The sequence below is a fragment of the Pseudomonas sp. Pseusp88 genome, from assembly GCF_047303955.1.
Lineage (GTDB): Bacteria > Pseudomonadota > Gammaproteobacteria > Pseudomonadales > Pseudomonadaceae > Aquipseudomonas.
This window is the reverse complement of record NZ_JBGLYM010000002.1, coordinates 154,905-167,577: the sequence shown is the minus strand read 5'-3', so window position 1 is coordinate 167,577 and position 12,673 is coordinate 154,905. Positions and strand designations below refer to the sequence as shown.

The 12,673-nt window shown below is 59.0% G+C and carries 14 protein-coding genes; 9 read left to right on the top strand and 5 right to left on the bottom strand.

Features of this window, described 5'->3' with window-relative positions; all coding sequences use genetic code 11:
- Positions 1-45 precede the first annotated feature (45 nt).
- A complete protein-coding gene (locus ACCD02_RS03120) occupies positions 46-783 on the bottom strand; it encodes a substrate-binding periplasmic protein (protein ID WP_413298514.1) in 738 nt (245 codons plus the stop codon).
- A gap of 120 nt (positions 784-903) precedes the next feature.
- Positions 904-1,281, bottom strand: coding sequence for a hypothetical protein (locus ACCD02_RS03115; protein WP_413298513.1), 378 nt, complete (start codon positions 1,279-1,281; stop codon positions 904-906).
- A 193-nt stretch (positions 1,282-1,474) separates the two neighbouring features.
- Here ACCD02_RS03115 and ACCD02_RS03110 point away from each other — a divergent pair, with 193 nt between their 5' ends.
- The gene (locus ACCD02_RS03110; RefSeq protein ID WP_413298512.1) at positions 1,475-2,101 is read left to right on the top strand and encodes a transcriptional regulator; all 627 of its coding nucleotides are present in this window, start codon (positions 1,475-1,477) and stop codon (positions 2,099-2,101) included.
- A 191-nt stretch (positions 2,102-2,292) separates the two neighbouring features.
- Here ACCD02_RS03110 and ACCD02_RS03105 read toward each other — a convergent pair whose 3' ends face one another.
- Together ACCD02_RS03105 and ACCD02_RS03100 are read right to left on the bottom strand one after the other, a co-directional pair.
- Positions 2,293-2,688 (bottom strand): nuclear transport factor 2 family protein, encoded by a 396-nt coding sequence (locus ACCD02_RS03105; RefSeq protein WP_413298511.1) that lies wholly within the window; start codon positions 2,686-2,688, stop codon positions 2,293-2,295.
- A 154-nt stretch (positions 2,689-2,842) separates the two neighbouring features.
- Positions 2,843-3,760: a LysR family transcriptional regulator gene (locus ACCD02_RS03100; RefSeq protein WP_413298510.1), complete on the bottom strand. Its 918-nt coding sequence runs from the start codon at positions 3,758-3,760 to the stop codon at positions 2,843-2,845.
- 110 nt (positions 3,761-3,870) lie between these two features.
- Between ACCD02_RS03100 and ACCD02_RS03095 the strand changes: the two genes are divergently transcribed.
- From ACCD02_RS03095 to ACCD02_RS03060, 8 genes are all read left to right on the top strand, one after another.
- Positions 3,871-4,623, top strand: coding sequence for an SDR family NAD(P)-dependent oxidoreductase (locus ACCD02_RS03095; protein ID WP_413298509.1), 753 nt, complete (start codon positions 3,871-3,873; stop codon positions 4,621-4,623).
- A 57-nt stretch (positions 4,624-4,680) separates the two neighbouring features.
- The gene (locus ACCD02_RS03090; RefSeq protein ID WP_413298508.1) at positions 4,681-5,226 is read left to right on the top strand and encodes a VOC family protein; all 546 of its coding nucleotides are present in this window, start codon (positions 4,681-4,683) and stop codon (positions 5,224-5,226) included.
- An 86-nt stretch (positions 5,227-5,312) separates the two neighbouring features.
- Positions 5,313-5,837, top strand: a complete 525-nt coding sequence (locus tag ACCD02_RS03085; RefSeq protein ID WP_413298507.1) for a hypothetical protein — start codon at positions 5,313-5,315, stop codon at positions 5,835-5,837.
- A gap of 147 nt (positions 5,838-5,984) precedes the next feature.
- The gene (locus ACCD02_RS03080) at positions 5,985-6,677 is read left to right on the top strand and encodes a GntR family transcriptional regulator (RefSeq protein WP_413298506.1); all 693 of its coding nucleotides are present in this window, start codon (positions 5,985-5,987) and stop codon (positions 6,675-6,677) included.
- A gap of 105 nt (positions 6,678-6,782) precedes the next feature.
- Positions 6,783-8,177 (top strand): MFS transporter, encoded by a 1,395-nt coding sequence (locus tag ACCD02_RS03075; RefSeq protein ID WP_413298505.1) that lies wholly within the window; start codon positions 6,783-6,785, stop codon positions 8,175-8,177.
- A 14-nt stretch (positions 8,178-8,191) separates the two neighbouring features.
- Positions 8,192-9,061 carry an isocitrate lyase/PEP mutase family protein gene (locus tag ACCD02_RS03070; protein ID WP_413298503.1) on the top strand — a complete coding sequence of 290 codons (870 nt, stop codon included), beginning with the start codon at positions 8,192-8,194 and terminating at the stop codon, positions 9,059-9,061.
- A gap of 107 nt (positions 9,062-9,168) precedes the next feature.
- Positions 9,169-10,782, top strand: a complete 1,614-nt coding sequence (locus tag ACCD02_RS03065) for an acyl-CoA synthetase (RefSeq protein WP_413298502.1) — start codon at positions 9,169-9,171, stop codon at positions 10,780-10,782.
- 203 nt (positions 10,783-10,985) lie between these two features.
- Positions 10,986-11,894 (top strand): LysR family transcriptional regulator, encoded by a 909-nt coding sequence (locus ACCD02_RS03060; protein WP_413298501.1) that lies wholly within the window; start codon positions 10,986-10,988, stop codon positions 11,892-11,894.
- Here ACCD02_RS03060 and ACCD02_RS03055 read toward each other — a convergent pair.
- Positions 11,880-12,659, bottom strand: a complete 780-nt coding sequence (locus ACCD02_RS03055; RefSeq protein ID WP_413298500.1) for an extracellular solute-binding protein — start codon at positions 12,657-12,659, stop codon at positions 11,880-11,882. The two genes, ACCD02_RS03060 and ACCD02_RS03055, sit on opposite strands and share 15 nt — an antisense overlap.
- Positions 12,660-12,673 lie beyond the last annotated feature (14 nt).

Here is a 12,673-nt window from a genome sequence, read left to right as displayed (position 1 = left end):
TATCGATCCTGACTGAGTCTTCCCGGCTAAAGCCGGTCCCACATTTCAGGGCTGCTCATACCGCCGTTGAATACGCTCCAACTCACCCGATTGGCGCAGCTGTTCCAGCGCACTGGCCCAGGTAGCAACCACTTTGTCGTCACTGTCACGGCTGAAGGCAATGTAGAGCGAGGAGCGATAGACCTCGACAGGAATCTGCCGCAGGGTGCCGGGAGGAATTTTCAACTGACGGCTGTAGTAGATCACTCCGGCATCGGTATCGCCGACGATGACATGGGTGCGCCCGGCCAGCAACATGCGGTAGAGCTGCAGGTTTTCGGTGGCGCTTTTGTCGAGGTTGGTGAAGCCCTGGGACTCCAGCACCTGAGGCAGCAGACCGGCATGTCGCGTGGTGATCTGCGGGGCGTGCAGCAGTTGTTCCCGTGACTTAAGCGGCGGTGCACTGGCCAGTTGGTAGGGATGTATCGCCTCTTCGACTATCGGTCCGACCCATTTGTAAAGCGGCTCGCGCGCTACGGTGCGGAACATGGAGTACATAATGGTCTTGGGCCGGGTCTGCAGGATGTGGGAAGCACGCATGCTCGGCAGCAGCATCACTTCGAAGTCATCTCCGGTCAGCGCCATGATGGCCCGGACGATCTCTGTGGTCATGCCTTTGAGCTGGCCGTTCTCCTGATAATTGTACGGCGCCCACTCTTCGGTCACGACCTGATACTCCTCGGCCCTGACAGCAGCGCCGGAAAGCAGACAGAGCAGTACAGCGGGGAGGATTGAAAGTTTCACATGATCTGCCTGTTGGACTGCCTGGCACTGGAGACGTATGTGCCAACTCTAACGAGATAAGCATAGACCCTGACAATTGCATGGTGCTGCCCCGGATCAAGGATTGGCAACGGATATCCGCTAGCGTCCTACTAAAGAGTAATGCTTGATACGGCACGGATGCTCATGACCATCGCCTTTGCAAATGCCGTCCAGATAGCGGTATTCAACCCGCACCGATTGCCCTTTGGCTGGCCATTGCCGACGCGGCAGCATCGTTTGATAGTTCGGTGTTTCCGGAACGAAGGTGATGGTGGTGTTTTGCTCCGGGCATTCGGCCGTGGCTGGTTGCGGACTCACTTTCAGGACCTGGGCCTGAAGTTGTGCGGACGGTTGTTTCAGCACGTCGGTGATGCGCAAGTCCATGCGGCAGATCTGCCACGTTGCCGCTTGTGCCGATGTGCACAGCATTGCAAGCCCCGCAGTGAACACGAGAAAAAAAGCGGCCTGGTTTTTCATTATTGCCCTTGTCTTTAAGGAGGGACGTTCGCGGCATCGGCAGTGATGGCTTTATCAAAGCATAGTCGGGGCAGGGTGATCCCCGGTCGGGTGTCGAAATTTCCTGAGTTGTCTGCGCGAGTCCAGGCATTTTGATTATTTCTGGATAGTTTGTCATCGTGGCGCCAATTACCAGCCGTATGAGTCAGCCCCCATGAGCGCGAATAAAGACGAACGCAGCAACCTTCTGGAACAGCTGGACCAGATTGCCAAGGGGCTGGGTGAGACGTTCGCACCTTTTTGCGAGGTGGTGGTGCACGACTTGCAGGATCCTGCCCACGCCATTCACGCCATCCACAACAATCTGTCAGGCCGCAAGATTGGTGATCCAGCCACTGAACTGGGCCTTGCACGGATTGCCGATCCACACTACCCGGAAGTACTCGCCAACTACGCCAATCGTTTCCCGGACGGTCGACAGGCCAAGAGCACCTCCATCGGTATCAAGGATTCCAGCGGACGCTATGTGGCGGCCCTGTGCATGAACCTCGACCTGAGCCTGTTCCAGAGCCTGCAAAGTGCCGTGGGGCAATTCACCGCAATCGCCAGGGACGGTGTCACAGAGAGCCTGGACACCAGCAACGCCGATATCATCCGCCAACGAATCGACGAATTCGCCGCGCGCCAGGCTTCCACGCCGCGGGCGCTCAAGGCTGAAGACCGACGCGCGCTGCTGCGCGAACTGAAAGACAGCGGGCACCTGCAAGTGCGCAAATCCATGGAGGTCATTGCGCAACATCTGGGTGTATCCCGGGCAGCTGTCTATAGCTATGTCAAATAGCTTCGGCAGGTTTTGATGAGGGCGGGTAATGCTGAACGTGCTGTTTATCTGCAGCAAGAATCGCTTGCGCCGCCCGACTGCAGAGCAAATATTTGCAGACTGGCCGGGCATAACGACTTCCTTGGCAGGTATCAGTAACGACGCCGACACCGACGTCGTGGCAGGGCGTTACAGGGCGTCGATCTTCCTCGTTAGTGCGCAGCAAAGGCGTTGGCTGCGGCAATGGTGTCCAGCGATTCACGCAGCAACTGGATCTTGCCATCGTGCGCCACCAGTCGGCCTGCGTACGACTGTCGATAAATACGGCCTGTGGCAGGTACCAGGGCTTCCACATCATATTCGGCAAATACCTGGTCGGGCGTATCGATGAGGAAGCGCACTCGCTTGAATTTGAAACCGGGCACCTTCGCCAGCAATGAGCTGATGAAGGCTTCAATTTCTTGCGGTCCCTGAACCCGGGAAGTAATGCCAAGGGATTGCAGGTAAGGGATTTCCAGCGCGCCGTTCTCGGCGAACAAGGCTGCGGCGTCGCGCGGGTTCTGAATGGATTCAAGATACATCTGCAGGAGTTGGACGGCATTTTTCATCACGTATTTCCTTTGACCTGGCGAGGGAGGTGGTCGCCCGTGGGACGAGCTGGCCAGGTAAAACTACGGGAAGTGCGTGATTTCAAAAATAGAAGATATAGAAAGTTATCGTTTCATTTTTGAAAGGAAACAGCTCTCGGGCAGGCCATATCGCTTAACGAGGCCATCGCCATTCAGGTGTGGACAGATGTTGCGCGAAGAAATCCGAGAGTGCCTTGATCTTTGTCTGGCGGCTGCGAGCCGAAGGCGTCACGAAGTAAAGCCCGCCCCGGGTCATGCTCCATTGCGGCAGCAGCACTTGCAGTCTGCCGTCAGCCAGATATTCGCTGGCGATGAATTCCGGCAGTTCGGCGATAGCCAATCCTTCCAGGAGCACCGGCAATAACGCATCCGAATTGGTGACCCGTAATGGCCCGTTCGGTACTACGTCTTCCTCGGTACCGTCCTCATGGGTGAAGCGCCAAACCTGACTACGGGCGCGGTAGGCGTAGCTCATGCAGGGCAGGTTCGTCAGTTCACGGGGGTGGGCAGGGCGCCCGTGGGTTTGCAGGAAGGCGGGGGAGGCCACAGCAAACTGCGTCACCGCACACAGTCGCCGGGCCACCAGGGAAGAGTCCGGCATGACGGCGATACGCAGCGCGGCATCGAAACCTTCAGCGATCAGATCGACCGAAGCATCTGACAGATGCAGATCCACATGCAGCTCCGGGTACAGGCGCATCAGCTTGGGCAACAGCGGAGTCACCCAGCGCAAGCCGAACGACATAGGCACGGCCAGGCGTACCTGGCCGCGCGGCAGCACTGACAAGTCCTGGGCCTCGCTTTCGACTTCTTCAGCCTGGCGGTAAATCTCGCCGGCCTTGGCCGCCATGCTTGAACCGAACTCGGTCAGCGCCAGCTGGCGCGAGGTGCGATTGAACAGCCGCCCGCCAAGGCGCTCTTCCAGCCTGGCCACCGCCCGGGACACCGTCGGCACCGATACGCCCATAAGTCGTGCGGCGGCTGCGAACGAACCTTCTTCTGCCACTTTGGCAAACATGGCCAGACCTTCGAAATCAGGGAGTTTACTCATTTCATTTCTGCAACGATGGATTGCAGACAATTCTATTTTGAAAATCAGAGCCCGTCGATAAGCTTCTCCCACACCAACTTACTGACTACCAACGAAACAGGAGAAACATCATGGCTCGCAAACTCGAAGGCAAAATCGCACTGGTCACCGGCGGCACCACAGGCATTGGCCTGGCAACTGCCAAACGCTTCGCTGACGAAGGCGCTCATGTCTACATCACCGGCCGCCGCCAGGCAGAACTCGACGCCGCCGTCGCCCTGGTGGGCAACGCGACGGGGGTTCAGGTCGACTCCACCCGCCTGGAGCAACTGGATGCACTGTACGAGCAGATCGCTACGCAAAAAGGCCATATCGATGTGCTGTTCGCCAACGCCGGTGGCGGCTCGATGCTGGCGCTGGGCGAAATCAGCGAAGCGCACTACGACGAGACCTTCGACCGCAACGTCAAGGGCGTGCTGTTCACCGTACAGAAGGCGTTGCCACTACTGGCCAAAAACGCCTCGGTCATCCTCACTGGTTCCACCGCCGGCAGCTCCGGTACTGCGGCTTTCAGCGTGTACTCGGCTTCCAAGGCTGCGGTCAGGGCGTTTGCCCGCAGTTGGATCCTTGATCTGAAAGACCGCAACGTGCGCGTCAATACCCTCAGTCCTGGTGCGACTCGTACCCCTGGCCTGGTCGACCTGGCAGGCCCGGACGCCGCCCAGCAGCAGGGCCTGCTCGATTACCTGGCGTCCCAGGTGCCAATGGGCCGGGTCGGCGAGCCAGAGGAAATTGCCAGTGCGGCGCTGTTCCTCGCTTCCGATGATGCGAGCTTCGTCAACGGTATCGAACTGTTCGTCGACGGTGGTCAGGCACAGATCTGAATCCATTTGCGGGGCGGCCTGTATCACCGTCCCGCTCATTTCCATAGAGGCCCCATCATGAAAGCAGCACCACTGACGACCCTGGCCTTGAGCCTGGCATTGGCCCTGGGCGCACAGGCAGCGACTCCCTCATCTCAAAGCACAAGCCAACCCGCACTGCAGGCATCGGCCATCGATCATATCGGCATCAACGTTCCCGACATCGATGCAGCCACGGCTTTCTTCAACGATCTGCTTGGCGCCACGACAATTTCAGATGTCCGCCCTGGCGTTATCCCTGAGCAATGGAAAGCCAATTTCAGATGGCGCCAATCCAGCGAGCTGCAACGGTTCGTCATGCTGCAGCTCAATGGCGGCTCAAAAATCGAGTTGTTCCAGTATCAAGGGGCGCAGATCAACCATCAGCAGCCCTTTGAGGATGACATCGGCGCGACCCACATTGCTCTGCGCACGGCTGATATCGATCGCAGCCTCGCGGTGGTCAAGGCCAAGGGGCTCAAGGTGCTTAACGAACCCGTCACCAACCCCGACGGCGTGCGTTGGTTTTATGTGCTGACGCCCTGGGGCTCGCAACTGGAACTTGTATCCCTGCCTGCGGCGTGAGTTTTCACCGCTGGCGTGGAATAGAAACCGCGCCTGGACGTCTTGCACGACAATATTCAGAAGTCAGGCGACGAGGAAAACAGATCATGGTCCGCGCAACGAATACAGGTCTGCGTAACGCTGAAATGGTTGATATCGCCCTGCGCGCGGGCGTGGTCGCGATCCTGGTCAATAGCGCGATGCTGATGGTGGCTGATCGATCCGGCTTGATCACGGCCCGGGGAGGTTTACTGAAATTGCTGACAGGCTGGGTGATCCTCGCGATTGACCAATCTGGCCATGCCCCATGGGCTTTGTGGATTGGTGCAGTTGCCCGGACCTACGCCTTTCAGAGCGGGTTCCATATCGTCGTTGGACTGTTCATGGCATGCCTGTTTGTAAAGCTCGCAGCGGGCCGCCTGGAAAACGATGCCTGGCGGACCGCGCTGGCTGCCGCCGTGGTCGTGTGGTTGGTAAACGCACTCATCATCCTGCCCGCGCTCGGAGAAGGTGTTGCCGGTCAACGGACTCTGACGCTCATTGGCATCCTTTACTTCGCTGTCGCGCATACGGCATTTTTTCTGACTTTGGCACTGGATGCACGCCGTCGAATGCGACGGCTGCCACGCTAGCAGACCTTTCTGGCAGACCGAAGACCATTGGTTTATCGATTGGGCTTTGTCATCGTGTTCAGCACTTGACTTGAGATTGCATACAATTTAAGGTTTTTATCGCGGAGTTAAGCAAAATAATTAGATGATTATGGGTGGTTGTATACGATGTCGATTTCTCACCTCAGTCTGGTCCCGGTAGACGACGCCTATTCAATGATCAAGAAAGCCATCAGCGACGCGCGATATGCGCCCGGTGATTTTCTCCGCGAGTCCCGTATTGCCGAGGACCTTGGCGTCAGCCGCACGCCTGTGCGCGAAGCGATTCGGCGCCTGGAAGCCGAGGGCTGGCTGGAAGTGCTGCCCAATCGTGGCGCCCGGGTCAGGCGCTGGTCGGCTCGGGATGTCGAGGAGATCTTCGAGGCCCGTCTGCTGATTGAGCCCTACCTGGTCGGCCAGGCCGTGCCGCTGATCACTGCCGAACAACTGCTCGAACTCGATGCCCTGGCCGAACGCACGCGAGTGATCGCCAGCCTTGATCAGGACGCGGAGCCCGCCGACGCCTGGTTCGAGACCAACAAGCGCTTTCACGAAATCCTCACCGCAGCCGCAGGCAATCGCCGCCTTTTGCAGTCGCTGCAATCGATGAAGGAAGTGCCGCTGATCAAGTGGACCTACGCCAGCTACCGCGATGCTGACCGCGCGCGCAGCGCGCGCCAGCACATCGAAATCGTGCAGGCAGTACGGGCCAGGAATCCTGCGTGGGCGGAGGCGGCCATGCGTTGCCATATTCTTGCCGCGCAAACTTCGCTCATGGCCAGGCTCAACCACAGCCTGCTGGAGGAGGACACCGAGCAATAAACGCAGTGGTATTGCCACGATGACAACGCTGTACCCGAAGTTGATGCCCGCGTAAGCAGCTGCCCCACCGGGGACACAACAATAAAAATGGCAGGAGACGCAACGATGGTAAGCACAGTAAATGCAGGTGCGAGGCTGGACCGTTTACCTACGTCGACATTTCATCGGCGTATCCTCTGGTTGATCGGTGGCGGGATGTTTCTCGACTCCTTCGATCTGTACCTGGCCGGTGGCGTGCTCGGCGAGTTGGGGCGCAGCGGCTGGTCGTCGCTGATACTCAATGCCGCATTCCTCTCTTCGACCTTCATCGGCATGCTGATCGGTGCCATCGCCGCAGGCGTGCTGGGCGATGCCAAAGGACGCAAGTTCACGTATCAATTCAACCTGGCGATTTTTGGCCTGGCCTCCCTGGCCGGAGCCTTCGCGCCGAACATGGAATGGCTGATAGCCTGCCGCTTCATCATGGGCCTTGGCCTGGGAGCGGAAATCGTCGTCGGCTATGGCTCCATTGGCGAGTTCATCCCGCCGGCCGTGCGGGGCAAATGGTCGGCGTACTTGTCGTTCATAACCAATGCCGGGCTATTTTTCTCGACCTTCATCGGCTACCTGCTGATTCCCACCGTGGGCTGGCGCTCCATGTTTGCTCTGGTCGGTATTGGCGCCCTGGTGATATGGGTGCTGCGTAAGAAAATGCCCGAGTCACCGCGCTGGTTGGAGTCCAAAGGGCGTTTCAGCGAAGCCAACGCCATCCTCGAACAGATCGAAGCTGAAACCGCGCAGGGCCGCGCCTTGCCGCCGATTACCGAAACCTACGCCGCGCCGGTCAGGCAGACACGCATGCTTGAGTTGTTCGGCCGTGCGCTGCGGCGGCGGACCTGGGTCGCCATCTGTGTGCAGGTTGCGATCAACGTGGTGATCTACGGCTTTATTGTCTGGGTGCCGACTTTTCTGCTGCATCAGGGCATCGACCTGAAGGCCTCTCTGGGCTACACCGCGCTCATGTCCCTGGGCGGTCCGGCGGGTGCTCTGGTCGGCGCCGTGCTGGCTGACCGTATCGGACGCAAGAACGGCATCATTGTTATTTCCATTGCCGCCGCCGTGGTCGGCTGGTTCTACGGCCAGTCCAGCAGCATCGAAATGGCCGTAGGCCTGGGGTTCGTGCTCTTCACCCTGACTTATCTGCTGGTTGCCCTGGGCATCGCCACCTATATACCGGAATTGTTCGCCACCGAAAACCGCATGCGCGGCAGTGGTGTCGCAGGGGCGGCCGGGCGTATCGCCGGGATAGCTGCGCCGCAGATAGTGGTGGCCGTGTATGCCTTGGGAAATATCGAAAATGTGCTGCTGGTGATCATCAGCGCCTTGCTGATCATGGCCGCCGTGCTGTTTTTCTTCGGCATCGAAACCAACCGCCGCTCCCTTGAAGACATTGCGGAGCAGGCCCCCGAATCGCCGCGCGCCGAGCATCGCCTGGGCGCCACCAAAGACCTTCATCATTGAGTGAGAGAGCTGTCATGACTGCATCCTTGAGAAAGCAACTCAAAGCAAAACTGTCTGGCAAAGAACTGGTCGTCGCGCCGGGTGTGTTCGACATGATCTCCGTGCGCGTGGCCGACAGCATGGGTTTCGACTGCCTGTACATGACCGGCTTCGGCACCGTCGCCTCGTATCTGGGCGAAGCCGATGCGGGCCTGGCCACCTATACCGATATGCTCAACCGGGTCGCGGCGTTCTGCGCCGCCAGCCGCACGCCAATCATCTGCGATGCTGATACCGGTTACGGCGGCCTGCTCAACGTGGCCCATACCGTGCGCGGCTATGAGCGGGCAGGAGCGGCGGGTATTCAATTGGAGGATCAGGAGTTTCCGAAGAAATGCGGTCACACCCCTGGTCGCCGGGTCATAGCCCGGCAGGACATGGTGCAGAAGATACGCGTCGCCGCTGAAGCCCGGCAAGATCCGGACATGCTGATCATTGCCCGTACCGACGCCCGTACCTCACTGGGCCTGGACGAGGCCATGCGCCGCTGCGACGCTTATCTGGAAGCGGGCGCCGACGTGTTGTTCCTTGAATCGCCGGAATCCGAAGAAGAACTGGAAGCCATCGGCAAGCGCTTCGACGCGCCGTTGATCATCAACGTGGTCGAAGGCGGACGTACGCCACAATTGTCACCGACAGAACTGCAACGCCTCGGTTTCTCCCTGGCCATCTATCCGGCCTCGGGATTCCTCGCCGTGACCCAGGCGCTGCATCAGGTATACGGCCAGCTCAAGGCACGCAAAGGTACGCTGGAGAGTCAGGAACAGCTGTATTCATTCGAGAAAATGTGTGACCTGATGGGCTTTCCGGCGGTGTGGGAGTTTGATCGCAGGCATGCGCAGTAAAGATTGGGAGCCACTATCCCGTTGGAGCGATGCTGGGTTCGCCGTGCACGAACACCTGCTATCGTCGTACCAACCACAAGAGCTAACAATCAGCCAAGGGTACCCCTATGTCGATCTTTCTCGAAGGCCTGGCCAAAGGCCCCGCCAACCATATCGCCCTGACGCCGCTGAGCTTTATCGAACGTACGGCCAGTACATTTGCGGACTATCCGGCGGTCATTCATGGCTCCATTCGTCGTACCTGGGGCCAGACCTATAAGCGCTGCCGCCAGTTGGCCTCGGCCTTGAGCAGGCAGGGCGTCAAGCAGGGCGATACCGTCGCGGTGATGCTGCCCAATATTCCGGCGATGCTCGAAGTGCATTTTGCCGTGCCGATGCTCGGTGCGGTGCTCAATACTCTCAACGTGCGCCTGGATGCTCCGGCCATTGCCTATATGCTCAGGCATGGCGAGGCCAAAGTGCTGATCGCCGATCGCGAGTTTCACGGGGTGATCCGCGCGGCCCTGGCGCTGCTGGAAAAACCACCGCTGCTGATCGATGTCGACGACCCGGAATACGCCGCAGGAGAGCAACTCAGCAAGCTGGATTACGAGCAATTGCTGGTCAGCGGCGATGCCGAGTTCGACTGGCAGTGGCCCGAAGACGAGTGGTCGGCGATTTCCCTCAACTACACCTCGGGCACCACCGGTGACCCCAAAGGCGTGGTCTATCACCATCGCGGTGCCTTCCTCAATGCCATCGGCAACCAGATGGCCTGGGGCATGGGCCTGCATCCGATTTATCTGTGGACGCTGCCCATGTTCCATTGCAACGGCTGGTGCTACCCCTGGACCATCACCGCCCAGGCCGGCACCCATGTGTTCCTGCGCCGGGTGGACCCGCAGAGAATCATCAGTCTGATCAATGAACACAAGGTCAGCCACCTGTGCGGTGCGCCCATCGTGCTCAATGGCCTGGCCAATGTGGCCGACGTGGTGCCATTCGAACATCCGGTGCGGGCCATGACCGCAGGTGCTGCACCTCCCGCCCAGGTTATCGCCTCGGTCCAGGCCATGGGCATCGAAATCACTCACGCTTATGGCCTGACGGAAACCTACGGGCCGGTCACCGTGTGTGCCTGGAAGGAGGAGTGGGATGAGTTGTCCGCCGACGAGCGAGCCACGGTCAAGGCCCGGCAGGGGGTGCGCTATCCGACTCTGGAAGGGGTGACTGTGCTCGATCAGGAAACCGGCCTGCCGGTGCCCAAGGACGGCCAGACCATCGGCGAAGTCTGCCTGCGCGGCAATACCGTGATGAAGGGCTATCTGGGCAATCCCACGGCCACCGATGAGGCCTTCAGCGATGGCTGGTTTCACTCCGGCGACCTGGCGGTCTGGCACCCTGACGGCTATCTGGAAATCCGTGACCGCCTCAAGGACATCATCATTTCAGGCGGCGAAAATATCTCCACCATCGAAGTCGAAGGGGTTCTCTATCGTCATCCGGCCGTGCTTGAGGCTGCCGTGGTCGCCAAGCCCGACGATAAGTGGGGCGAAACGCCCTGTGCCTTCATAGCCCTGAAACCGGGCCATGAACAGGTTGGTCAAGCTGAAATCATCGACTTCTGCCGCGAGCGGCTGGCCGGTTTCAAGGTGCCGAAAACCGTGATTTTCGGGCCGCTGCCCAAGACCTCCACCGGCAAGGTGCAGAAGTTTCTATTGCGCGAGAGGGTCAGGGAATGATCAATCGCTCGCGCCCAGCTTTGCCGACCGACCAATAGAACCTACATCAGTGACGAGCTGTCCGGCGGGCCGCCGCAAATCACGCAATCGACGTTGTCGCCAATAGAGTCCTGCCCGTCAGGTGTCATGAGCCGAGTGGAAGTGGCGGTGGTTTGATACGATTGGATTAATGTCCGATTCCTATCAATTGCCATGGTCCAGCAATGTCCATCAACTTCGATCTCAACGACCTGCAGGCTTTTCGCGCCGTGGTGGAAAACGGCAGCTTTCGCAAAGCCGCAGACGCGGTCCGTATCACGCAGCCTGCCCTCAGTCGGCGAATCGAAAAACTTGAGTCGGCACTCAACGTCAAGCTGTTCGAGCGCACCACCCGCAAGGTCAGTCTGACCACGGTCGGCCGTGCTTTTTTGCCTCAGGTCGAGCGATTGTTGGACGATCTGGATATCGCATTGATGACGATCGGGGATGTCGGCTCAACCCGCATGGGCAGTGTCACGATTGCCTGCGTACCCTCAGCGGCGTATTACTTCATGCCGCAAGTCATCAGTGCGTTCCACCAGCAGTATCCGAAGATCAAAGTGAAATTGCTGGATGCCAGTGCCAATGAGGTCAACAGCGCGGTGGCGTTGGGCGAGGCAGATTTCGGCGTGAGTTTCAGTGGGAATCTTGCACCCGATGTCGACTTTGATCTGTTGTTGCAGGAGCGCTATGTCGTGGCATGCCGTCGCGATCATCCACTCGCTACCCGCCATCAAGTGAGCTGGGAGGAGATGCACGAGCACGATTACATCAGTCTGGACAAGACTTCGGGCAACCGGCTCGTGCTGGATCAGGCGTTGACGCGGCTGTACCCGGACAATCCCAGTATTTGTGAAACCCGGCACGTCACTACGATGATTGGTCTGGTGGAGGCAGGACTTGGCGTTGCGGCGGTGCCTTCAATTGCCATGCCCGTGAACGCTCATCCCGTCCTGGTGAGCGTGCCGCTGGTAGACCCCGAGGTGATCCGCAATGTCGGGCTGCTCAAACGCCGGGGTAGAACCCTCACCCCGGCGGCACTCGAACTGGAACGATTGGTCAGAGAAATGCCTTCGCGTTCAACGAGGGACTGAATCCAGCCCCGTCGACTGTACCGTGGTTTGTGCCTTGGATGATGCCAGGTAATCGAGAAGCGCTTTGGCCTGCTCAGGATGTTCGGCGTTCACCGGAATGCCTGCGGCATAGCGAGTCACCGACTGGACGTCTTCCGGGATCTTGGCGACGAATGCTGCACCTGCTACCGGCAGCAGTTCAGCCACCTGTTGGAAGCCCAGTTCGTAGTCCCCCTTGGCTATTGCCGAAGCGACGGGAATGCGCTCGATCATTTTGCTTTTAGGAGCAAGCTGCTCCTCGATCCCCAGCTTCTTGAACAATTGCTTCTCGATATAGACGCCGCTGGCGCTGTCCGAATACGCGACGGATTTCGCGTTCAGAAGAACCTGTTTCAGCTCGGCATCGGTGCTGATGGACGGCTTCGGTGCTCCCGCCTTTACTGACATCCCGATACGCGAATCAGCCAGCTCCACGCGCGAGGAGGGGATGACTTTACCCTGTTTGATCAGCTCATCCAGAGCGTATCCAACCATGATGACCACATCGGCATGCTCGCCACGCGCCAGCCGGTTAGGAATGGCTTCGGGTGCCTTGCCCATCGAAGGGCCGAGAATCGTCTTCAGCGTGTCACCGCTGGAGGCTGCATATTGCGGGCCCAGCAGGGTGTAGGCCGCAGTGAACCCACCCGAGGTCATTACCTTGAGTTCTTCGGCCTGAACGGCAGTGCACAGCGCAACGCACGCTGCGAACAGAGTGCTCAGTTGAAGGATTTTCAGTGATTTCATCTTGCAGTTTCCTC

Excerpts from the sequence above, each read along its gene's own strand:
- ACCD02_RS03060 (WP_413298501.1), top strand. The coding sequence starts at position 10,986 with ATGTCCATCAACTTCGATCTCAACGACCTGCAGGCTTTTCGCGCCGTG.
- ACCD02_RS03100 (WP_413298510.1), bottom strand. The coding sequence starts at position 3,760 with ATGAGTAAACTCCCTGATTTCGAAGGTCTGGCCATGTTTGCCAAAGTG.
- ACCD02_RS03085 (WP_413298507.1), top strand. The coding sequence starts at position 5,313 with ATGGTCCGCGCAACGAATACAGGTCTGCGTAACGCTGAAATGGTTGAT.
- ACCD02_RS03055 (WP_413298500.1), bottom strand. The coding sequence starts at position 12,659 with ATGAAATCACTGAAAATCCTTCAACTGAGCACTCTGTTCGCAGCGTGC.
- ACCD02_RS03105 (WP_413298511.1), bottom strand. The coding sequence starts at position 2,688 with ATGAAAAATGCCGTCCAACTCCTGCAGATGTATCTTGAATCCATTCAG.
- ACCD02_RS03110 (WP_413298512.1), top strand. The coding sequence starts at position 1,475 with ATGAGCGCGAATAAAGACGAACGCAGCAACCTTCTGGAACAGCTGGAC.
- ACCD02_RS03115 (WP_413298513.1), bottom strand. The coding sequence starts at position 1,281 with ATGAAAAACCAGGCCGCTTTTTTTCTCGTGTTCACTGCGGGGCTTGCA.
- ACCD02_RS03075 (WP_413298505.1), top strand. The coding sequence starts at position 6,783 with ATGGTAAGCACAGTAAATGCAGGTGCGAGGCTGGACCGTTTACCTACG.
- ACCD02_RS03095 (WP_413298509.1), top strand. The coding sequence starts at position 3,871 with ATGGCTCGCAAACTCGAAGGCAAAATCGCACTGGTCACCGGCGGCACC.
- ACCD02_RS03080 (WP_413298506.1), top strand. The coding sequence starts at position 5,985 with ATGTCGATTTCTCACCTCAGTCTGGTCCCGGTAGACGACGCCTATTCA.
- ACCD02_RS03090 (WP_413298508.1), top strand. The coding sequence starts at position 4,681 with ATGAAAGCAGCACCACTGACGACCCTGGCCTTGAGCCTGGCATTGGCC.
- ACCD02_RS03070 (WP_413298503.1), top strand. The coding sequence starts at position 8,192 with ATGACTGCATCCTTGAGAAAGCAACTCAAAGCAAAACTGTCTGGCAAA.
- ACCD02_RS03065 (WP_413298502.1), top strand. The coding sequence starts at position 9,169 with ATGTCGATCTTTCTCGAAGGCCTGGCCAAAGGCCCCGCCAACCATATC.